Source organism: Desulfuromonas sp. KJ2020 (assembly GCF_024197615.1).
GTDB lineage: Bacteria > Desulfobacterota > Desulfuromonadia > Desulfuromonadales > SZUA-540 > SZUA-540.
On record NZ_JAKUKE010000001.1, the window covers coordinates 1,008,442 to 1,028,859 of the forward strand.

Below are 20,418 nucleotides of genomic sequence, written 5' to 3' on the forward strand. Positions count from 1 at the left end.
ATGGACTACGCTTGGCGTCTCGATCAGATTTTTCAGCGACTTTCCCGCCACTACGGCCCTTTGCACTGGTGGCCAGCGGAAACCCCTTTCGAGGTGGCCGTCGGGGCCATCCTGACGCAGAATACGACCTGGACTCAGGTGGAAAAGGCTATCGACAACCTGCGGCAGGCCGATCTGCTTTCCCCCGCCGCCGTGCGCCGGGTGGTGCTGTCTGATCTTGAACGGATGGTGCGTCCCGCCGGATTTTACCGCCAGAAAGCGCACCGCCTTAAACTGCTGGTGGAGCATCTCTTTGTCCATCATGACGGCCGTCTGGAGACTCTGCTTGACGGGCCGACAGATCAGGTGCGTCGTGAGTTGCTCTCCCTCAAAGGGGTGGGGCCGGAAACAGCCGATTCAATTCTGCTCTACGCCGGCGACCATCCCGTCTTTGTGGTGGATGCCTATACCCACCGCCTGTGCAGTCGGCTGGGTCTTTATACCGGCCGTGTCGACTACCATGCCCTGCAAGCTCTCTTTATGGATTATCTCCCCGCTGATGCCGCGCTTTTCAACGCCTATCATGCCCTCATCGTGCAGTTATGCAAGGACGCCTGCCGCAAGCGCAGCCCGCGCTGCCCGGCCTGTCCTCTCGCCGCCGATTGTCCCAGCGCCGATTCCCTCTGATCACGTTCTCACTTCCTATTCTTGAGGCCTGATGTGTTTGTGCCAGAAGCGGCCCAGGAGTGTGCGCATTTCTGTCTCACCTGAGGCCAATTGCGTCATTTTTACCCACCTTTTCATTAGGGAGACGCCGTTGGCGCTCAGGGCGCCATAGCTGGCAAGTATCTGTAATAAAACAAAATTCCAGAAAGTTGAAGCTGATGATCCGGTCTGGCAGTCTCTTTGCAAGGCGTATACGGCGATGGCTGAAACAGTTTGGTCAAGAATACTAAAACGCAAGTGCATAAGGAGTGTCGATTATGGGTAAGTCAGTAGCGAATCCGAAGAAAAACATTGTCTCCTGCCGGGTGAACGACCGGGAGATGCAGACTCTGCAGGTCATCGCCGAGAAGTCGGGCGTGAGCATTAGCATGCTGCTGCGCCAAAGCCTCGATCTGCTGCAGCAGAATCCCCATATGGGCGGGCGGCGGGCCGGGGTTTGAATGTGCCCCGGTTTCGCTGTGCCGGCCTGGGAACAGGGTAAGGGGCTTTGGCCCCTTTCCCCCTGCTTCCCGGACTGTCCAAAGCCGCAATAATCCCGGTTTTCCCTTGACTTATCTGGCTGTTTTGCTAAGTTACCTGCTTCGATTTTTATCCCCAAGGCCAGTTCGGGAGGACCCTCATGGATTACAAAGATACCCTCAATCTGCCCGTCACCGAATTCCCCATGCGGGGCAACCTGCCCCAGCGGGAGCCGGAAATCCTCAAAACCTGGGAAGAAACAGGGCTTTACCGCAAGATCGAAGAAGCGGGCAAGAATCGCCCCAACTTCACTCTGCATGATGGTCCCCCCTACGCCAACGGCCACACCCACATCGGCCACGCGCTCAACAAAATCCTCAAGGACATTGTGATCAAGAGCCGCCGCATGCAGGGCTTTTATGCCCCCTACGTGCCGGGCTGGGACTGCCACGGCCTGCCCATCGAGCTGATGGTGGACAAAAAGCTGGGATCCAAAAAGAAGGAGATGACCAAGGCGCAGATCCGCCGGGAATGCCGTGCCTATGCCACCGAGTGGGTCGATATTCAGAGCCGCGAGTTCCAGCGTCTCGGCGTGCTGGGGGAGTGGGAGCGCCCCTATCTGACCATGAATCCCGCCTACGAGGCGGCGACGGCTCGTGAATTGGCCCGTTTCGCCGAACGCGGCGGCCTCTATAAGGGCAAGAAACCCGTGCACTGGTGCTCTTCCTGCGTGACTGCACTGGCGGAAGCCGAGGTTGAATATGCCGACCACGATTCCCCTTCCATCTACGTCAAATTTCCCTATGTGGACGAACTGCCGGTCGAACTGGCGCCGCTGGCGGGCAAAAAACTCTCCTTCGTCATCTGGACCACCACCCCCTGGACCATTCCGGCCAACCTGGGTGTCTGCCTGAACCCCGACTATACCTATGTGGCGGTAGAGGTTGGCGACGATGTGCTGGTGCTGGCCGAAGGGCTTTACGAGAAGGTGTTGCGTGAGATCGGGGTGGAAGAATACCGGGTGCTGGCCACCTTCGCTGCCCCCATATTCGACAAGAAGAACTGCCGGCATCCTTTTTATGAGCGCGATTCCCTCATCATGCTGGGTGAGCACGTCACCCTGGAGGCGGGTACGGGTTGCGTTCACACCGCGCCGGGCCATGGCCAGGACGACTACATCATCGGCTTGCAGTACGGATTGGATGTCTACAATCCCGTTGACGACTACGGCCGTTATCGCGAGGATCTGGAGTTTTTCGGCGGTATGAAACTGGCCGACGCCAATGCTGCCGTCAACGGCAAGCTGGCCGAAGTCGGCGCCCTGCTCAAGCAGGGGAAGGTCTCGCACAGCTATCCGCACTGCTGGCGCTGCAAAAAACCCATCATCTTCCGGGCTACCGAGCAGTGGTTCATCTCCATGGAGTCGAACGACCTGCGGCAGAAGGCCCTCCAGCACATCAACGACGTCAGCTGGATCCCCCGTTGGGGGCGCGAGCGCATCTACGGCATGATTGAAAATCGTCCCGACTGGTGTGTCAGTCGGCAGCGGACCTGGGGTGTGCCCATCACCGTCTTCTACTGTGAAAAGTGCGGCGAGGCTCTGGCCGACGGCAAGACCATGCACCATGTCGCCGATCAGTTCACCGCTGAGGGCAGTGATGTCTGGTATGAGAAGGAGGCGGCCGAACTGCTGCCGGCGGGCACGACCTGCGCCGCCTGCGGTCATCAAGGCTTTACCAAGGAGATGGACATCCTCGATGTCTGGTTCGATTCGGGGGTTTCCCACGCCGCCGTGCTGGAAAACCGCGACTATCTCCAATCTCCGGCCGACCTTTACCTCGAAGGCAGCGACCAGCACCGCGGCTGGTTCCATTCGAGCCTGCTGGCCGCGGTGGGAACCCGCGGCATCGCCCCCTACAAGGCGGTGCTGACCCACGGTTTCGTGGTCGATGGGGCCGGCAAGAAGATGTCCAAAAGCCAGGGCAACGTAGTCGCGCCCGAAGAGGTCATCAAAAAGTTCGGCGCCGAGATTCTGCGCCTGTGGGTGGCGGCTCAGGACTATCGGGACGATATTCGCATCAGCCAGGAAATCCTGCAGCGCCTCTCCGACGCCTACCGGCGCATCCGCAACACGGCCCGCTACATCCTCGGCAACCTGGCCGGTTTCGATCCGACCACGGACCGGGTGGCTCCGGCCGAAATGCTCGAGCTTGACCGTTGGGCCCTGTCGCGTCTGGAGGGACTGGTCGGCCGTGTCGAACGCTCCTACGAAGACTACGAGTTTCATGTGCTCTATCATGCAGTGCACAATTTCTGTAGCGTCGACATGAGTGCCTTCTATCTGGATGTACTCAAGGATCGCCTCTACACGGCGCCGCCGAAATCCTTGCAGCGACGCAGTGCCCAGACCGCCATGTACGTCATCCTGGACGCCCTGACCCGTCTCATCGCTCCGGTCCTGTCCTTTACCGCCGAAGAGATCTGGCAGCATCTGCCGGGTGAGCGCGAAGAAAGCGTCCATCTGGCCCAGTTCCCCCGTTTCGAGACGAGTCTGCTCGACGCCGATCTCGAGGCCCGCTACGAGAAGATCCTGGCGCTGCGTTCCGATGTGTCCAAGGCTCTCGAACTGGCCCGCGCCGAAAAGCGCATCGGTCATTCCCTCGACGCCAGGGTGATCCTGGCGGTGCCAGCCGGAGAATGGCGGCAGCTGCTCGAACGCTATCAGGACGAACTGGCCACCCTCTTTATCGTCTCCCAGGCCGAACGGGTGGAAACACTTACGGACGGGATTGCCGGCGAGGAGGTGGAAGGGCTGCGTATCCGCATAGAAAAAGCCCAGGGCGACAAGTGTGAGCGCTGCTGGAACTACGCCGTCTCCGTCGGCAGCCGCCAGGATCATCCCACCATCTGCGATCGCTGCCACACGGCGCTGGGGGCATAGACGACTCATGCTGACTGCCCGTTATCGCCTGCTGCTGGCCATCACCACGGTCATCCTGCTGCTGGATCAGGCGACCAAGATTTTCATCGACAAGCGCTTCGCCCTTTACCAGTCGCTGACGGTGGTGGAGAACTTTTTCAATATCACCTACGTGCGCAATAAGGGGGCGGCCTTCGGCATCCTGGCCGACAGTGCCATCCGCATCCCCTTTTTCATCAGCGTATCGATCCTGGCCTCGGTGGGCATCCTCTGGTACCTGAGTCGGGTGCATGAAGAGCAGCGCCTGCTGCAGACCGCCCTCTCCCTTGTCTTTGCCGGTGCCGTTGGCAACCTGATCGACCGCATCCGCCTGGGGGAGGTTATCGATTTTCTCGATGTCCACTGGTATCAGTATCACTGGCCGGCTTTCAACGTGGCCGACTCGGCCATCACCGTCGGTGTCGGGCTGCTGCTTTGGGACCTGTGGAAAGAGGAGCGGGCGCGGAAACGCTGAAGCCCGTATTAGACTGGATGTTAAAAACCGGCCCTTCGAGGCCGGTTTTTTTATTTAGAGCCCGAGGTTGGCGTAGTCAGGTGGGTTCAAGCCGGCGCCGGACAGCAGCAGGCTGAAATCGGCGGGCAAAGGGGCCTGTAGGGTGAGGGGACGACCGGTGCGGGGATGGGTGATGACCAGCACCGCCGCATGCAGCATGTGGCGGGGGCAGGCGACGGGACCCTCCAGGGTTTCCAGGTGGGCCGGTCCCCCGTAGAGCGTGTCGCCCAGCAGGGGATGGCCGCAGCCGGCCAGGTGGGCGCGAATCTGATGCGTGCGCCCGGTGTGGGGACGGGCTGCAACCAGGGCGACGCCGTTATGGCAGGAGAGCGGGTTGACGGAGGTCCAGGCCGGCTGCCCGCCGCTGAGGACCTTCACCGTTTTGCCCCGAACGTTGGGACGAAGGTGGTCACGCACCTCAAAAGGTTTGGCCGGACAGCCCTGGACGAGGGCCAGATAGGTCTTCTCGACGCGGCGTTCGGAAAACTGTCGGCAGAGCGAACGGTTGCTGGCCCGATTGAGGGCGAAGAGAAGGACGCCGGTGGTGTCGGCGTCGAGGCGATGCAGCAGGATGGGGTCAAGGTCGCTGCCGATCAGCTGTCGTACCAGATCGAGAGCGTTGACGGCCCCGGCGACATTGGCATGGACGGGCAGGCCAGGGGGCTTGGCCACGGCCAGCACATCGTCGTCCCGATAAATAATGGGCAGGGAGAATTCCCTGGGGACGGGCGGGGCGATCTCCACGGTCAGGTCAATGCGTTCACCCCCCTGCAAGGGGCGGCCAGCCCGCTTTTCCACACAATCATTGAGGAAGACCGCCCCGCGGTCGAGGGCCCGCTTGATCTGTTTGCGGGATACCCCCGGCAGGGCATCGGTCAAAAACCGGTCCAAACGCTGTCCCTGGCAGGAACTGGCCACGGCCAGGCGGTGCCGGTGCTTGGTGGATTCTCGATTTTTCATAAACGGAGTAAAGAGTCCTTGGGACTTACTGTGCCGGTGCCTGCAGTGAAATTTCACCTTTTTCCTGCACCTGAAGCCGCGGGCGGAAGCGACCGATGTCGAGGGTGGCTTCAAGCTCATAGGAGAAAGTGTCCTGCGGCTGCTGCATCAGGGACGCGAACAGATTGATACTGCTGAGCAGGTCGGCCGAGGCGTTCAAGGTGACATCCCCCTCGCCGTAGGACCCGATCTCCGGCAGGTCGTTGGCTACCCCCATGAGGACCCGCTGTCCCTCCAGCTTTATCGTATAAACGATGCCCTCCAGCTTCAGGGACGTGCGATTGGGGTTGACGATATGCAGGCCGATTTCAAACTGGGGAGCCAGGCTGGGTGAGGGGATTACGCGGAAGGAGCGGATTCCCACCGTGGGTGATTCAAAGCCGGGATCCAGTACGGTGGCGCAGCCGCCCAGGTAAAAGACGGCGCCGAGGCAAAGCATTATTTTAACCAGCTTGTTCATGGTAGGAAGTCTCCTTTTCAAGCAGGGGGAGGAAAAAGGACACGGTGGTGCCCTGGCCGAGGGTGCTCTGTACCTCCATGCGGCCGCCATGCGCTTCCACGATCCCCTTGGCAATGCCCATTCCCAGGCCCATGCCAGGCACGGCGGTGTCCGAGCTGTCGGCCCGATAGAACTTATCGAAGATACGCGGAAGGTCTTTCGGCTCGATACCGATGCCCTCATCCTTTACGCTAATGGTGACCCCCTGCTCGGAGAAGCGGCCGCTGACCCGGATGGGGCTGTCGGGAGGTGAGAATTTCACCGCGTTGCTCAGCAGGTTTTCCATGACCTGGTCGATTTTGTAGGGATCAAACAGAACTTTTCCCGGCCCCTCGTCAGGCCAATCCAGCTCGATACGCCGCTGGCGGAATTCACTCTGATAGGCATGGACCGAGGAGGCTATCTGGTTCCGAATATCGCCAGGCTGTTTTTCGATGTGGATCATGCGTCCTGATTCGACCCGGCTGATATCGAGCAGGTCGTCGATAATGTGCTCCAAAACCTCAGATTTATCCACAATAATAGCCAGGTACTCGTCGCGCTGAGCCTCATCAAAACCCTTTTCTTCCAAGAGCAGCTCCGCAAAACCTTTGACGGAAGCCAGCGGCGTGCGCAGTTCATGGGCGGCGGTCGCAATGAACTCGCTCTTCATACGGTCGATCTCCCGCTCGCGGGTGATATCGTTGAAGACGACGATCTCTTTGTCTTCGATGGCGGCATAGTGTGCCAATACGTCGCGTACAGAGCCGTCTCTGCAGGTGATGGAAAGAGGCTGGGGGTCAATGGACTTGCCAGTCTGCCGGGCCAGGATCACGGCTTCATCAAATCGTTTTTGCACTTGCGTGCGGTAGGCGACATCGGGAAAGACCCTGAGGCGCCACTCGGCCAGCGTGGGAATTTCGTCAAGAGTGTAGCCGAAAAGATCGGTGACGGCGCGGTTGGCATAGGTGATCTCCTGGTGCTGTTCCAGGATGACAAGAGGAATGGGAGCCAATTCGAGGAGCAGCTGCAGGTATTGTTCTTTGGATTGGAGAATCGCTTCGGCCCGCCGCAGTTCGGTGACGTCGTGGCCAATGCAGTGCATCCCGATAAATTCATAGGAGGCGTCGTAGAGGGGCGTGTTCTTCCACTGGATGCGCACCCGTCTGCCGTCCTTGCACTGGTTTTCGTTCTCGTTCTCCAGGTAGGGATCAGGTGTCAGCAGAGAATTTTTCACCATCTCCTTCAGATTGCGGCCGGCCTGGTCAAACTCGGGAACAATAGTTCCCACCAGGGGGCGCCCCACCAGCTCCTCATAGGGGTAGCCGAAAAATTCCTGGCCATACTCGTTGATGAAGGTGACCTTCCCTTCCCGATCTATCTGCAGAATAATGACCCTGGACTGTTGGACCAGCTCCCGATATTGACGTTCACTGACGTCCAGAGCCAGTTTGCGGCGAATGTGCGCCTCCTGGGAGGCCAGGAGTTTGGCCAGCAGGACAGTGACCACGGGATAGAGAATCAGGGTCGGCACCGTGATGTTCCTGAGTACGGGAAGGGCCAGAGCGGCTGGCATGGTGAACATGAGCAGCAGCACGACCGTCTGCACGCCGAAACCGAAGGCATACCAGGCGATGGTGGACATCCGGTAAACGTGTTTGCGCCGATAATTTTTCAATGCCAAGCCAAGAAGCCCGGATACCAGAATGGTCAGAATTCCGGGAATCGTGCCGGGGCCGGACAGGTAGAGGCGGTACAGGGCGGAGATGCTGGTGGCGACGACGGTCGGGATGAAGCCGAAGAAAGCGGCGCCGACGCTGAGCAGGATGGAACGGCTGTCGAAGATCACCCCGGGAGCCAGCTGCCAGGGGTTGGCTATCAGGCCGACGGTGATCAGGCCGATGAAGAATCCGGTGGAGAGCTTTCGGCCCAGGGTGTCGGGATACTGTTGAATGGTTCCGTAGAGGGCGCCCAGAGCCAGCAACAGGATAGTGTTGTTCAGAAAGTCAATGATAATGGCAAGGCTGGGCACGTTGACTCCCTCTGGGGGCAATGGATATCACGTTCGTGGTAAAAGGACAAACGATGGCTGAGGCAGTCGCATCCTCTAGCAAGAGGGATGCCTCAAATTTTGCCGTAGAAGCCTGTGGCTGTCAACGCGCTCATCGGAAGGAAATGGTCGCCGGTGAAGTTTTTCAGGGGACTTGGATCGTGATGCAGAGCGCTTCGGCCTCGGCGTAGACCCTGTCTCCCAGGCAGATACGGCCCTGCACCTTGACCTTGCGTCCCTGCACGGAGACGATGTCGCTTTCAACGGTGACGACCTGCTCCAGGGGCAGCATGTTGCGAAAGCTCACATTGAGATTGCCGACGACCACCGAGTAGCCGGCCGTCCAGGCGGCCAGCCCCAAGACTTCGTCAAAAACGGCGGCCATGGCGCCGCCGTGGGAATGCCCGGGCGGTCCTTCGGTTTCGGGGCCGAACCAGACTCTGGCCCGCAACCGCTGCTGACCGTCCCGATAATAGCGCACGCGATAGCGGTTGCCGTCCGGTTCTCCAGAGACAAAACGCAGGGAGGCGCCAACCAGCGAAGGGGCGTCAAAGGGGGTCCATTCGGGTTCACCGCTGAGATCGATGGCAGGACAGGGGTTTGCTTTTTCATTGCGAGGGGCGACTTGTGACAAGGGAGTTCTCCTTCCAGTTCCGAGAGGGGGGTGTTGGTGTCTGGCCCGATAGTAAAAGGATCGATCCCCAAATGCAACGATTGTGAAGTCGGGCAGGGGCGTCACCGCCAATAATCCGGCCCCTTGCGGGGCCGGCAGTCAGGTTGTTTCTCGTGGATTCAAGAAGCGGTTGATCTTCATTAATGCCTGGTCGGTTCGTCCTTCATGTCTTTTTCGCTCGGCATCGTTTTCCCTTCTTTGTGCGGATGACCGTATCTTTCATCACAGGTTTCACAGGTGAAGGGGTTTTTGGTTTCCAATTCCGAAAACGCGTCTGTGAATCTGTCTTTCATCCCTTTCATGACCCTTCTCCTTTCTCTCTCTTTAGAGTTCGTTGACTTTGTGTTTACTTTATCATATATGACCGATCTTGTCATCTATTGGGCCGGCTTTTGTCGTAAAGAGGTGTCGGCAGGCCAGCGGGATAATGGTATAGTTTGGTGATGCCGGCCTAAGGGGCGGCGCATTAACTATAGGCACCAATTCCAGCGTGAAAAAGGAAAGGATTTTTTAGTGAAACGACTCGGCCGCATCATGTTTCAGGGGCTGGCCGCCATTCTGCCGGCGGCCTTGACCATCTATATTCTATTCTGGTCTGCCACCACCGCCGAACAGCTTCTGGGTGGGGTCATCCAGACGGTTGTACCCGAGGGCCTTTATGTGCCGGGCATGGGGCTGCTGACGGGTGTTTTTGTCGTTTTTCTGCTGGGGTTGGCCCTCAATGCCTTCCTGGTACGGCGGTTGTTCGATTTCAGCGAATCGCTGATGAACCGCATCCCTCTGGTCAAGACGCTCTACGGATCGGTGAAGGATTTCGTCGGCTTCTTCTCCCAGCAGAGAAACCGGGAGTTCAATCAGGTGGTGACCCTCGAATTGAATGTGGGGGGGATGCCCATGCGCTTCCTCGGATTTGTCACCCGTACCGATTTTCACGATCTCCCCAAGGGCATTGGCCATGAGGGCGAGGTGGCTGTATATCTTCCCCTGTCCTACCAGATTGGCGGCTATACGGTCATGGTGCCGCGCTCGGCAGTGAAGCCGGTGGATATCTCCATGCAGCGAGCCATGGGCTTTGCGGTGACCGCCGGTATGTTTACTGAAAAAGGCCGTCCCGCGCCTCCCCAGAAGCCCCTGAGTTCGCTCTAGGGAACACCGGGATCACCTGCAGGTCTCTGGAAGCCGGCCGCCGGCGTGGTATTCTTTGAAAAATCAAACGGATCTATCCTCATCCAGGAGATGAAGTCTGTTCTGCATTTTTTCGCGAAGGAGAATCATGGGTCTTTTCCAAGCGTCTTCAAAGCAGAGGGCTCTCTTTGTGTTTACCCTTATGGGTTGTCTTCTGCTGTGGCTGCCTGCCGTGGTCGCGGCTGATCCCGGTCGGCCAGCTGTTGTTGCCGTCAGGGTGGCGGTTCTGAGCAACTCCCCACCGCTGCAGTTTTATGACCCCGGTCAGAACAGGGCCGCCGGCTTTGCCATCGATGTTTTCGAAGAAGTGGCAAGGCGACAGGGTTTTAAACCCACCTACGTTTTTGGCGACACCTGGTCGGAGGTCATCGCGCTGGTCAGCAAAGGCCAGGCCGATGTGGCCGCCAGCCTGGCGGTCAGCGAAGAGCGACAGCAGCAGCTTGTCTTCAGCGAAGGGATCGACAGTACCCCCGTGTCCGTTTTTGTCCGGTCCCGCGACGCAGAAGTAGTGGGTCTGGAACCAGGTACGCGGGTAGGGACCACGGAAGGCAGCTTCATTCTTGCCCATCTCCAGAAGATTCCCGGCCTCGATATCCGCTCCTATAAAAGCGTGCCAGAAGGTCTCTTCGCTTTGCTCGCCGGCCGGGAGGATGCCTTTGTCGCCGGCGAGAATCTTTTTCTCAAGGAAGCCCGTGACGCCCAGCTGGAGGACCGCATCCGCATCCTTGGAAAGCCCCTGCTCAACAGCAAGCGGGCCATGGCTGTGGCTCCGAATAATCCCCACTTAGTGGAAAAACTCAATGAAGGCATTCGCGAGTTAGTCGCCTCGCCGCAATACCGGGAAATTTATATCCGCTGGTACGGAAAGCCTGCCCCCTACTGGACGGTGAAGCGCATTCTGGTGCTGATGTCGGCTTTGCTGGCAGGCACCATTGTCGGTTTGCTTTACTGGCGCTACCGAACTGTGAATCAGTTGCATGAGGCGTTGAGTGAGAGTGAAGCGCGCTTGCGTCAGGCCATGGATGCGACCAGCGACGGGTTGTGGGCTTGGGATCTGGCGAGCGGCCAGGTCTATTTCAACCCCAATTACTACCGGATGCTCGGCTATGAGCCAGGGGAGTTTCCTGCCGATATGGCCAGCTGGCAGGAACGTCTCCATCCCGATGATCGGCAGGATACGCTGGCGAACTTCGAAGCCTGCCGCGTCCATCGGGGGGAGCGCTTCGAGCGCGAGTTCCGTCTGCGGGACAAGGGCGGTGGCTGGGTCTGGGTGCTTGGACGCGGCGAAGCCATTCAGCGAGGCGAAGACGGACAGGCGCTGAAAATGATCGGCACTCATGTCAATATTACGGCGCTTAAAGAGGCGGAAGAGACGGTGCGGGATGCTCTGCGGGACGCGGAGGCTTCCCGGGACCGGGTCAATGCCATTCTTGAGTCGGTGCCCGATGCCCTGATCGTGGCGAATCAGGATAGGCGCCTGGTGCTGATGAACCAGGAAGCGGAAAAACTCTTTGGGAAAACAGAGCAGAATCTCAGAGGCCAACCACTGGATGACATATTTCGCGACCCGGCGCTCCTTGAGGTGGTTGGCGGTGAGGGAGCCCGACAGGAAAGCATCCGGGTAGCTTATGTGGACCTGCCCCATCCTGAACTTGGTGGCATTCACCACTATCAGGCCATTTCCTCGGCGGTCCAGGGGCGGGCGGGCAAGGGATCGGGCGTTGTCACCCTGCTGCGCGACATAACAAGAGAGCGGGAAGTCGATCGCATGAAAAGCGAATTCATCTCGATTGCGGCCCATGAACTGAAAACACCCCTGACGTCCATCATCGGTTATGCTGATCTGCTGCTGCGCGAGGATGACCTGGGGCCTTTCACCCAAGAGCAGCGTCAGGAATTTCTCGCCTATATTCAACAGAAAGGGGATGTCCTGGAACATCTGGTCGATGATCTGCTCAACCTCAGCCGTATCGAGGCCGGTCGTCCCATTGTGCTCGATACGCAGCCCTGCAATCTGACGGCCCTTGTTCGCGCCCTCATTCCTCACCATCAGCGCGAGACGGACCGTCACCACATTAAAGTTGACCTGCCTGCAGAACCGGTGATTCTGAATGTGGATCGCGGTAAAATCGAACAGATTTTCGATAACCTGCTCAGCAATGCGATAAAATACTCGCCGGACGGTGGCACCATACACATCTGCGGCGAACGCCTGGAAGCTGAGTTTGAGGTGAGAATCGAAGATGAAGGCATCGGCATGACGGCCGAGCAGGCGGAGAGAGTTTTCGAGAAGTTCTATCGAGCCAACTATCAGGACACGGCGGTGGGCGGCTTGGGTTTGGGCATGAGTATCGTCCGTTCTTTGGTCGAAGCCCATAACGGCAAGATCTGGGTAGAAAGCGAGCTGGGCCGTGGAACCCGTGTCTTTGTTCGGCTGCCGCTGGGCTCAGCCTGAAAAAAGGAGGAAGTCATGAAGCGTGGTTATCAGGTTCTACCGGTATTTTCCCTTGTCGTTGCTTTGCTGGCGCTGAACGCCTGCATGCCCGAGAGCCGGGCCGGCAAAACCTATAGCCGGGACCAGGCCCAGACCAGTCAATCCGTCTATTACGGGGTGGTACTGCGAGTCGAGGATGTGACGCTCGAGGGGACGCAGACCGGGGCAGGCACCGTCGGTGGCGCTGCCATGGGTGGTGTGCTCGGTTCGGCGGTCGGTAGCGGTGCCGGGCGCTCTATTGCCACGGTGGGCGGGGCCATTGTCGGGGCTCTGGCCGGTTCCGCCGCCGAAAAAGGGGTGACGACCAAAGACGCCCAGGAGATCGAGGTCAGCCTCGACAACGGCGAAATTCTGATCGTCGTGCAGGAAAAGGACGAAACCTTTGTGGTTGGCGATCGTGTCCGGGTCATTCGCGGACCCGACGGCACCACACGGGTAAGGCAGTAATCCAGCCGCCGCATTGACTTTGGCTGTTGGAAGGAATATCTTGCGGCGCTGTTCGGGGTCTGAGTGGCCAAGGTGTAAACGGTGCTATTGTTAGACGGAAAGGATGCAGGCATTGGGTTTCATGACGTGGATCTTGTTGCTGGCCGGTTTTGCCCTGCTGGTGGCCGGGGCTGAATACCTGGTACGCGGGGCGGCCTCTCTGGCCATGGATTTCGGAATTTCTCCTCTGGTGGTCGGCCTGACCGTGGTGGCCTTCGGTACCAGTTCGCCAGAACTGGCGGTCAGTGTCTTCTCCTCCCTCAAGGGGCAGGCCGGTCTCGCCCTTGGCAACGTGGTGGGCAGCAATATCTGCAACGTATTGGTGATTCTGGGCCTGTCGGCGCTGGTTGCCCCGCTGGTGGTCTCCCGCCAGGTGGTACGCCTTGAAGTGCCCATCATGATCGGGGTTTCCTTTCTGCTGGTCGGGATGGCGCTGGACGGTTCACTGGCACGCTGGGAAGGGATGCTCCTTTTCCTTGGCGCGATCGTTTACACCGGCTGGACGGTCAGACGCAGCCTGCGGGAGAATAAGCAGAAACCGGCAGAGGACGAGGTGGATAACGCTATCGTGCCGTCGTCCCGTCCCATGCAGATCGTGCAGATTGTTGGCGGTCTGGCCCTGCTGGGCCTCGGCTCCCGCTGGCTGGTGCAGGGCGCGGTGACTATTGCCCAGCACTTCGGGGTCAGCGATCTCGTTATCGGTCTTACCGTGGTCGCTATCGGCACCTCCCTGCCCGAACTGGCCACCTCGGTGCTGGCCAGCATCCGGGGTCAGCGCGACATTGCCGTCGGCAATGTGGTCGGCAGCAACATCTTCAATATCCTTGTCGTTCTTGGCCTCACCGCCGCTGTGGTGCCTGGCGGGGTGCCAGTGCCGCGTTCGGCGCTGACCTTCGATTTGCCCGTCATGCTGGCCGTCGCCGTGGCCTGCCTCCCCATCTTTCTCACCGGGCATCGCATCGCCCGTCGCGAAGGGGCGCTTTTCTTTGCCTATTACGGCATCTATGCGGCCTTTTTGATCATGACGGCCATGGAGCATGAGGCCAAGCCGCTTTTTGTGCAGGCCGTTCTCATCTTCGTCGTCCCGCTGACCCTGGTGACCCTCGGCATCTCCCTCTGGCGACATTTTCGTGTGGTTCCCTACGGTAAGGATTAATTTTTCGCCAAAAAGCCGAAATATGCTAAGGTGACAACCTTCGAGACCACTCTAGCCAAGGAAATACGCGCGATGATCAAAGCTCGCTTCGCCCTGCTGACCTTGTTTCTTGCCCTGCTCAGTCTGCCGGCCTTCGCCCAGGACGAGGGCTTCTATATCGCCGGCAGCTACGGTGCTCTGCTGGTCAACGAATCCGAGGGTGAAAAACCATCCGGGGATTTTGCCGTGGATTTCGATGCGGGCAACGCGCTGACCTTCGCCCTGGGCTACGACTTTGGCACCAAACATCCCGATATCGGGGTGGGACGGTTGGAACTGGAACTGGCCCTGCGCGAAATACCTTTAAAAGAAACGGACTTTACCGGCGCCCTGACCACCGCCGAAGGCGATCTGGAAGTCCGCAGCCTCATGCTCAACTCCTTCGGCGAATCACGGGACAATCTCCCTTGGATTCCCTATATCGGTCTGGGAGTCGGTGTGGCCGAAATGCGTCTTGAAAACGCCACCGTCGGCGGCGCGCCTTTTGTCGACGATACCGACGTCGTCTTTGCCTTCCAGGCCGGGGCCGGCGTCGGTTTCATGGTCAGCGACCCCCTGACCCTCGATTTCGGCTACCGCTTTCAGGGAACAACCAAGCCGGAACTTACCACGGCCAGCGGTGAAAAATTCGAACTGGAGCATTACAGCCATCTCTTGCTGGTGGGCGCGCGTGTTACCTTTTGACCCGGGCAAGGCCGGAACACAGGTGTTTCCCCTCGGGAAAACCTTCTTGCTTTTCCTCGGATTTCGTGGTAATTCTTTCGCCCGGTTTATCTAGGAAAAATGTCGGGGCGTAGCGCAGCCTGGTAGCGCACCTGCTTCGGGAGCAGGGGGTCGAAGGTTCAAATCCTTTCGCCCCGACCAATAATCATAAAAGGCACCTCCATCAGGGGGTGCCTTTTTGATTATTGAGCTGACCAAATTTTAGATAAGTTTCACACGATTAAGCCAACTTTTCCGAGGTTGGCTTTTGCTTTTCCATGCTGTCGTAGCGGTTGGCCTGGGGTTGGCAGTGAGGATGAGCAGTCGGTTACCCTTACCGTTCCCAAAAGCCAGAGTCAGAAACCCCCAAACGGAGCTCCCGCATCGAAACGGCGCTTCCACTCTGGGTAGTCGATGACGTAGTTATACCCGCAGACGGTCGAAATCTGACGCCCGTCAAGAAAGCTCCGAAGTTGGTTACTGCCTCCGATGGTCCTGTCGGCTGGACCGAAGGGATTAAGCTTCATGCCGTCCCCTGTGAGAAAGAAGTAATCGCAAATAAACAACGTCTCTTCGAATATGTAGAAAGTAAAACCGGGTGTGTGTCCATTGAGGTGGAATGCTTCAATGCCACGATAGCTGAAGTTACTGTCGAAAAGGTTGTCAAAGCTGAATGGGCGGCAGATTTCATGATTCGAGTCGGCCTGATGGATACCTACCTTGGCGGCAAAATATTCCCGATAGAGGTTGACGGCTCCAAGAAAGTGGTGATGTGTGAACAGGATCGTATCGACTCGCGGCAGGGAGGTGTCAAAGGAAGAAGGGCAGTCGATCCAGATGGCGCCTTGGTCGGTTTCGAGCCGATAGGCGGCATGCTCATACCCGAGGTCCGGTTGAGAGTTGAGCCGGGTCACCTTCTTGTTGACTGGGCTGGATATGACCTTGAACCGAGCCGAGCATTCCTTTGCCGTAATAAACTTTTTCTTTGGCGCTCCGCAAAAGGGACAATTCTCCGGATGAAAATTCACCATATTGAATCCGCAGACCAGGCAGACATATTGTTCCTGTTTCATGGCTCAACCTCACGGGCGGGGAATCGGGCTCGGGAGAAGGATTTCAGTGAGATCCTGACTGAAATATCGGCTGGCTCGTCGAATGCACGAGCCAGCCGATGAGGGTCCGAAGTTCAGGATGGCTTACTTGTCTTTCTTCGGATCGTAGCCATCGGAGAGGGTTTTCATGAAGGCAACCAGAGCGGCCTCCTCTGCCTCCGTCAGGCCCAGATTGCCAAGTTCGGCGACGTTCATATTTTCCAGAACCTCGGGAACTACGGCGCCGTTAGCTATCATGATGTCCCGTTCATCATAAAAATTTACGACTTCTTCCAACGATTTAAAAGCACCGTTGTGCATATAGGTCTTTACGAAACCCGGGCCGGGGCGTTTGTCGACATTGCGCAAAGTCGGCACTTTGTGTTTACCCATGTTTTCAGCAACGGCATCCGTTTTATTCAAGCCCCAAAGGGCAAAGGAAGCTTCGGGGAGAGTGCTCAAGAATCCGCCAAGACCGGGGTCAACCCAGGTCTCGCCATCTGCATTAATGGCGGTACCGTCATCGAGGAAAACCTCATCCATGTCGTAGAAGGGGTTGTCGGGATTTCTCGGTACACCCAGATTGTCGTAACTGAAATCGGTGAACAGGGGGGCGGGGTGACACAGGGCGCACATGCCCTTGCCGTCCGCCTGGAAGAGTTCCCAGCCCAATTGCTCCTGCTCGGTAAACACCGCCTCGCCAGCCTGGACGTAGTCGAACTTCGAGGTATAGGGGTTGACTTCTGGACTGTCCTCAAAAGCCGCAATGGACAAAGCGAAATTTTTATACGCGACCAGATGGCCATCAACGTCATAATTATCGCAATCAATAGGCTCACCCCAAACCTCCTCATAGAGGCTGGCATATTTGGAGGCAGCCACGATCATGCAGGCTTCCTGTTCACTGGAGAGATTCTGTTCGACCGGATTGAGAAAAGGCCCCATCGCCTGGTCCGCCAACGGGTCTCCCGTTACCCAGCCGGTAGCCCGACCGTCCCAAAACATGCCGCCGATGAAAAGGCCTTCCCCGGCGTCATAATCAAAAACGGGGCTCGCGCCGGCATAGGCCGATGTAGGGGGCTTGCGGTTCCCGGCGCGTTTATGCACAGCGCCAGGGTATATGGCATCCAGCAGATTAATACCAGGATTGGGTCCGGTGAAGCCGGCGATATCGGCGTGGCAGTCCGCGCAGGCCATGTTGCTGGGGTTTGAAAGGGATGTGTCGAAATACAGCGCCTTGCCAAGCTCTTCTTTGGGGGTTAATTCAGCGGCAGCAACAGCCGGCAGCGTCATAAGGATGGAAACAGCAGCGATAATGCAGAATGAGCCTACGATTCGTTTCATGATCTCTACCTCCACAAAAAAAGTCTGATTGCGATGTCAAGAATCGGCAAAATTCGTTCTTTGTCCTTACGCCAACGGATGACTAAGCTTTTAGATTTTCACCTCCTTTTCGCTCAGTCCGTAAATAGACCAAGGTGTATGTGATCCATCTAGTCCGGCTACGTACCAAGAACCCCCAAAAGAAAAACCGGGCCTGCCTGGAAATTTCTCCTGGGGCAGCCCGGCTATCTTCGCCCTTTTCGAAAAGGAAAAGACCCGTAACTTTCCGTCCCCTTCTCGCGAAGGGTTTGGCCTTTCATATATTGAGACAATGTATCAGCCGAAAACAAAGTAGCAATTGGGGAGTTTGCTACTTTGTTAGGTAGGAAGTTTCTCCCAAGCAAAAGAAAGAGGTCTGTTTATTTGAAAATACATGACTTTGCTCCTCTTCCTTGGAGATTTTTTCTACCCTGAATAGTAGCAGTTGTCTCATTGCCGACATCAGGTTGGTTGGTATTGTTGCATACATATAATATTAGCCGCTTATAGACTTCCAACCAGAATTCCTGGCAGTTGTCAACTTTTGGGTCACAAGCCCTTTCAGGGAAAAGGAGGCGAACATGAGATTTAAACTGTTGGTTTGCCGTCTGCTGCTGGCCGTCGGTACGATTGGCCTGCTTACGGCCTGTGAAAAGGAAGGACCAATGGAAAAGGCCGGGAAAAAAGTCGACGAGGTCGTGGACAAGATCGACGGAGAAGGTCCGGCCGAAGAGGCTGGCGAGCGTCTGGATGAAACGGCTGAAGAGGCCAAGGAAGAGATCCGCCAGTTAAAAGAGAAAGCGGAAGAATCCATGAATCATTAATCTTCCAGAAGTCCCCGTGCCGAACCCTTGCTTTTCCGGATGCCGGTCTTCTTACTGGTGTGATCCTGAAATTTTTAATTGATTCATGGCGGTGTATCTACTCCTGGTCGGACAGCACATATTTTTCAATCTTTTAGCCTGAGGGGAGAAAGGAGCTGAAATCATGTTGAGATGGGCGCTTATTTTTTTTCTGGTCGCCTTCGTTTCTGCCTTGTTAGGCTTTACCGATATTGCCGCTGCAGCCGCCGGCATAGCCAAAATCCTGTTTTTTATTTTCCTGATACTGTTTCTGGTGGCCCTGGTTGCCGGTGTTTTTAGGCGGCCACGGGTTTAGAGGTTGACTACACCCTGGAACGAAAGGAAGAAACCCATACGTCAGCTCAGTCGTACCCGATTTGATCCCTACGCTTTTTTAAGACAAGATTTCGATTTATGACCAGCCCGCAGGAGGAAAGACATGTTTTTCGCGAAAATCAAATCGGAAGGCCTGGCCCAACTGTCCTACATCGTCGGCGACGGCCAGAAAGCTGCTGTCATCGATCCGCGACTGGATTGTGAAGTCTATCGAGAAATAGCCGACCGTGAGGGCGCCCAAATCACGCATATCTTCGAGACACACCGCAACGAGGATTTCGTAGTCGGTTCCTGTACGCTGGCCGAAATGACCGGGGCCGCTATTTACCATGGTGCTGAACTGCTCTTCGCGTATGGTCGGACTGCCGACGAAGGGGACCGGTTTGAATTCGGTAATATCGCTCTGGAAATCATCAAGACGCCCGGTCATACCGACGAGAGTATTTCGCTGGTGTTGAGCGACCGGGAGTTCAGTGATCAGCCACTCGCCGTCTTTGCCGGGGATGCCCTTTTTATCGGCGATGTCGGCCGCACCGATTTCTTTCCCGAGCGGGCCGAGGAGGTTGCCGGCCTGCTTTACGACAGCATCTTCGACAAACTCCTGCCCCTTGGCGACCATGTTCTTCTCTACCCGGCCCATGGGGCCGGATCGGTCTGCGGCTCGGGCATGGCATCGCGGGAGTTTTCTTCCCTGGGCTATGAGCGGCAATTCAATCCCGCCCTTCAGATCGCCAACCGTGCAGAGTTCATCGATATGAAAGTGGCGGAGCAGCACTATTATCCGAACTATTTTCGACAGATGGAAAAGTTGAATCTGGGTGGACCGCCCCTGCCGGCCACTTTGCCACGTCCGCTGCCGACCAGTGCGAATGAGTTTGCCAAAAGCATGGACGGCGGTCTTCTAGCCCTCGATACCCGAAGCCCCGAAGCTTTTTCCGGCGCTTATATCCCCGGCAGCCTGGCTATTCCCCTGGACATGATCCCGGCGTATGCCGGCTGGTTCATAGCTTACGACTGCGACATCGGTCTGATCGTCCAGAATTATGCCGATGTGGAACCTGCTGTCCGCTACCTGGCCAGACTCGGTTATCGCAACATCGTCAGCTATCTTGATGAGGGTCTGCATGGCTGGGAAATCAGCGGTCGCGCTTACGATCAAATCCCGACAATTTATGCCGGCGACCTGAAACGCCGGATGGGTCAAGATGAGGATTTCGTCCTTCTGGATGTGCGCAAGGCGGAAGAGATCAAGACAGCCAGGCTACCGGGAACCACCGAAATCTTTCTCGGCGATGTTCCCGAGCGTCTTGACGAGATCCCCAGAGATAAGCCGATTATTACTTTCTGCGGCAGTGGCCGCCGGGCGATCATCGCCGCCTCAATTCTCAAGCGGAACGGTTTTGAACGCGTTGAGAACTGTCTGGGGTCAATGGCGGCCTGTCAGGCAGTCGGCTGCAGTATCGAATCCTGATCAAAAGTGCTTTTCTGCCGAAGGGATCTACCATCGTGCGACTTCCTGTTGTCTGCATTCCTTTTCTAGAAGAGGTAAAAAAGTTCGCTCATTGTGGTGTTAAAAATGCACGAGTTTCTTCTTGGTTACAACCAAGACAATAGGATCAAACTTTTTGTAGAGAAGCTTGGGGCAGGATGACAGCGGCAGGAGATTGGTAAGTATTTTTTTGATGAATTTTGGAATGCCAAGCGGAAAAGTCTATTGGGGGAAGTCATTCTGGTAACTGAGCGCACTGGGGAGTAAGGCGAAGCTGAGCGTACTCGTCCTGCTTCGGGAGCAGGGGGGAGAAGGCTCAAATCCTTTCGCCCCGACCATTTATACAAAGCAAAACGGCCACTCCAATGAAGTGGCCGTTTTGCTTTTGAACTTCAACAC

Annotated in this window: 19 protein-coding genes, 2 tRNA genes and 1 riboswitch; of the genes, 14 read left to right on the forward strand and 7 right to left on the reverse strand. The window is 57.1% G+C overall.

Annotation, left to right across the window (positions count from 1 at the left end; genetic code table 11):
- The 4 genes from MJO47_RS04600 to lspA all read left to right on the forward strand — a co-directional run bounded on the left by MJO47_RS04600 (position 1) and on the right by lspA (position 4,598).
- Positions 1-666, forward strand: a complete 666-nt coding sequence (locus MJO47_RS04600; RefSeq protein ID WP_253959938.1) for an endonuclease III domain-containing protein — start codon at positions 1-3, stop codon at positions 664-666.
- A gap of 296 nt (positions 667-962) precedes the next feature.
- Positions 963-1,145 (forward strand): hydrogen-dependent growth transcriptional repressor, encoded by a 183-nt coding sequence (locus tag MJO47_RS04605; RefSeq protein WP_253959939.1) that lies wholly within the window; start codon positions 963-965, stop codon positions 1,143-1,145.
- Positions 1,146-1,324: 179 nt separating this feature from the next.
- The gene (gene ileS / locus MJO47_RS04610) at positions 1,325-4,105 is read left to right on the forward strand and encodes an isoleucine--tRNA ligase (protein WP_253959940.1); all 2,781 of its coding nucleotides are present in this window, start codon (positions 1,325-1,327) and stop codon (positions 4,103-4,105) included.
- Positions 4,106-4,115: 10 nt separating this feature from the next.
- Positions 4,116-4,598 (forward strand): signal peptidase II, encoded by a 483-nt coding sequence (gene lspA, locus MJO47_RS04615; protein ID WP_253960541.1) that lies wholly within the window; start codon positions 4,116-4,118, stop codon positions 4,596-4,598.
- A gap of 54 nt (positions 4,599-4,652) precedes the next feature.
- Here lspA and MJO47_RS04620 read toward each other — a convergent pair whose 3' ends face one another.
- From MJO47_RS04620 to MJO47_RS04640, 5 genes are all read right to left on the reverse strand, one after another.
- Positions 4,653-5,597, reverse strand: a complete 945-nt coding sequence (locus MJO47_RS04620; RefSeq protein WP_253959941.1) for an RluA family pseudouridine synthase — start codon at positions 5,595-5,597, stop codon at positions 4,653-4,655.
- Positions 5,598-5,622: 25 nt separating this feature from the next.
- A complete protein-coding gene (locus MJO47_RS04625; protein WP_253959942.1) occupies positions 5,623-6,096 on the reverse strand; it encodes an LEA type 2 family protein in 474 nt (157 codons plus the stop codon).
- Positions 6,080-8,146 carry an ATP-binding protein gene (locus tag MJO47_RS04630; RefSeq protein WP_253959943.1) on the reverse strand — a complete coding sequence of 689 codons (2,067 nt, stop codon included), beginning with the start codon at positions 8,144-8,146 and terminating at the stop codon, positions 6,080-6,082. The genes MJO47_RS04625 and MJO47_RS04630 overlap by 17 nt, the downstream gene beginning before the upstream one ends.
- Positions 8,147-8,309: 163 nt before the next feature.
- Positions 8,310-8,798 carry a PaaI family thioesterase gene (locus tag MJO47_RS04635; protein ID WP_253959944.1) on the reverse strand — a complete coding sequence of 163 codons (489 nt, stop codon included), beginning with the start codon at positions 8,796-8,798 and terminating at the stop codon, positions 8,310-8,312.
- Positions 8,799-8,977: 179 nt separating this feature from the next.
- A complete protein-coding gene (locus MJO47_RS04640; protein ID WP_253959945.1) occupies positions 8,978-9,139 on the reverse strand; it encodes a hypothetical protein in 162 nt (53 codons plus the stop codon).
- A gap of 211 nt (positions 9,140-9,350) precedes the next feature.
- Between MJO47_RS04640 and MJO47_RS04645 the strand changes: the two genes are divergently transcribed.
- The 6 genes from MJO47_RS04645 (at position 9,351) to MJO47_RS04670 (ending at position 15,061) form a co-directional block, all read left to right on the forward strand.
- On the forward strand, positions 9,351-9,983 hold the full coding sequence (locus MJO47_RS04645) for a DUF502 domain-containing protein (RefSeq protein ID WP_253959946.1): 633 nt from the start codon (positions 9,351-9,353) through the stop codon (positions 9,981-9,983).
- A 127-nt stretch (positions 9,984-10,110) separates the two neighbouring features.
- Positions 10,111-12,477, forward strand: coding sequence for an ATP-binding protein (locus MJO47_RS04650; protein ID WP_253959947.1), 2,367 nt, complete (start codon positions 10,111-10,113; stop codon positions 12,475-12,477).
- Between the two features lie 15 nt (positions 12,478-12,492).
- A complete protein-coding gene (locus MJO47_RS04655) occupies positions 12,493-12,963 on the forward strand; it encodes a glycine zipper 2TM domain-containing protein (protein ID WP_253959948.1) in 471 nt (156 codons plus the stop codon).
- 121 nt (positions 12,964-13,084) lie between these two features.
- The gene (locus tag MJO47_RS04660; protein ID WP_253959949.1) at positions 13,085-14,158 is read left to right on the forward strand and encodes a calcium/sodium antiporter; all 1,074 of its coding nucleotides are present in this window, start codon (positions 13,085-13,087) and stop codon (positions 14,156-14,158) included.
- Between the two features lie 72 nt (positions 14,159-14,230).
- Positions 14,231-14,881 carry an outer membrane protein gene (locus MJO47_RS04665; RefSeq protein WP_253959950.1) on the forward strand — a complete coding sequence of 217 codons (651 nt, stop codon included), beginning with the start codon at positions 14,231-14,233 and terminating at the stop codon, positions 14,879-14,881.
- A gap of 103 nt (positions 14,882-14,984) precedes the next feature.
- Positions 14,985-15,061: transfer RNA gene (locus MJO47_RS04670), tRNA-Pro, on the forward strand.
- A 194-nt stretch (positions 15,062-15,255) separates the two neighbouring features.
- Here MJO47_RS04670 and MJO47_RS04675 read toward each other — a convergent pair.
- Both MJO47_RS04675 and MJO47_RS04680 read right to left on the reverse strand, forming a co-directional pair.
- Positions 15,256-15,972 carry a rubredoxin-like domain-containing protein gene (locus tag MJO47_RS04675; protein ID WP_253959951.1) on the reverse strand — a complete coding sequence of 239 codons (717 nt, stop codon included), beginning with the start codon at positions 15,970-15,972 and terminating at the stop codon, positions 15,256-15,258.
- Positions 15,973-16,095: 123 nt separating this feature from the next.
- Positions 16,096-17,334, reverse strand: coding sequence for a cytochrome-c peroxidase (locus MJO47_RS04680; protein ID WP_253959952.1), 1,239 nt, complete (start codon positions 17,332-17,334; stop codon positions 16,096-16,098).
- A 211-nt stretch (positions 17,335-17,545) separates the two neighbouring features.
- Positions 17,546-17,636: riboswitch (cyclic di-GMP riboswitch) on the reverse strand.
- 297 nt (positions 17,637-17,933) lie between these two features.
- Between MJO47_RS04680 and MJO47_RS04685 the strand changes: the two genes are divergently transcribed.
- The 4 genes from MJO47_RS04685 to MJO47_RS04700 all read left to right on the forward strand — a co-directional run bounded on the left by MJO47_RS04685 (position 17,934) and on the right by MJO47_RS04700 (position 20,357).
- Positions 17,934-18,176, forward strand: a complete 243-nt coding sequence (locus MJO47_RS04685; protein ID WP_253959953.1) for a hypothetical protein — start codon at positions 17,934-17,936, stop codon at positions 18,174-18,176.
- 163 nt (positions 18,177-18,339) lie between these two features.
- On the forward strand, positions 18,340-18,510 hold the full coding sequence (locus MJO47_RS04690; RefSeq protein ID WP_253959954.1) for a DUF1328 family protein: 171 nt from the start codon (positions 18,340-18,342) through the stop codon (positions 18,508-18,510).
- 123 nt (positions 18,511-18,633) lie between these two features.
- Positions 18,634-20,001, forward strand: coding sequence for a rhodanese-like domain-containing protein (locus MJO47_RS04695; RefSeq protein WP_253959955.1), 1,368 nt, complete (start codon positions 18,634-18,636; stop codon positions 19,999-20,001).
- A gap of 275 nt (positions 20,002-20,276) precedes the next feature.
- A tRNA-Pro gene (locus MJO47_RS04700) sits at positions 20,277-20,357 on the forward strand.
- Positions 20,358-20,418 lie beyond the last annotated feature (61 nt).

Coding starts and splice junctions, on each gene's coding strand:
- MJO47_RS04655 (WP_253959948.1), top strand. CDS start 12,493: ATGAAGCGTGGTTATCAGGTTCTACCGGTATTTTCCCTTGTCGTTGCT.
- ileS (WP_253959940.1), top strand. CDS start 1,325: ATGGATTACAAAGATACCCTCAATCTGCCCGTCACCGAATTCCCCATG.
- MJO47_RS04600 (WP_253959938.1), top strand. CDS start 1: ATGGACTACGCTTGGCGTCTCGATCAGATTTTTCAGCGACTTTCCCGC.
- MJO47_RS04675 (WP_253959951.1), bottom strand. CDS start 15,972: ATGAAACAGGAACAATATGTCTGCCTGGTCTGCGGATTCAATATGGTG.
- MJO47_RS04625 (WP_253959942.1), bottom strand. CDS start 6,096: ATGAACAAGCTGGTTAAAATAATGCTTTGCCTCGGCGCCGTCTTTTAC.
- MJO47_RS04695 (WP_253959955.1), top strand. CDS start 18,634: ATGTTTTTCGCGAAAATCAAATCGGAAGGCCTGGCCCAACTGTCCTAC.
- MJO47_RS04665 (WP_253959950.1), top strand. CDS start 14,231: ATGATCAAAGCTCGCTTCGCCCTGCTGACCTTGTTTCTTGCCCTGCTC.
- MJO47_RS04620 (WP_253959941.1), bottom strand. CDS start 5,597: ATGAAAAATCGAGAATCCACCAAGCACCGGCACCGCCTGGCCGTGGCC.
- MJO47_RS04660 (WP_253959949.1), top strand. CDS start 13,085: ATGACGTGGATCTTGTTGCTGGCCGGTTTTGCCCTGCTGGTGGCCGGG.
- MJO47_RS04650 (WP_253959947.1), top strand. CDS start 10,111: ATGGGTCTTTTCCAAGCGTCTTCAAAGCAGAGGGCTCTCTTTGTGTTT.
- MJO47_RS04680 (WP_253959952.1), bottom strand. CDS start 17,334: ATGAAACGAATCGTAGGCTCATTCTGCATTATCGCTGCTGTTTCCATC.
- MJO47_RS04640 (WP_253959945.1), bottom strand. CDS start 9,139: ATGAAAGGGATGAAAGACAGATTCACAGACGCGTTTTCGGAATTGGAA.
- MJO47_RS04605 (WP_253959939.1), top strand. CDS start 963: ATGGGTAAGTCAGTAGCGAATCCGAAGAAAAACATTGTCTCCTGCCGG.
- MJO47_RS04690 (WP_253959954.1), top strand. CDS start 18,340: ATGTTGAGATGGGCGCTTATTTTTTTTCTGGTCGCCTTCGTTTCTGCC.
- MJO47_RS04685 (WP_253959953.1), top strand. CDS start 17,934: ATGAGATTTAAACTGTTGGTTTGCCGTCTGCTGCTGGCCGTCGGTACG.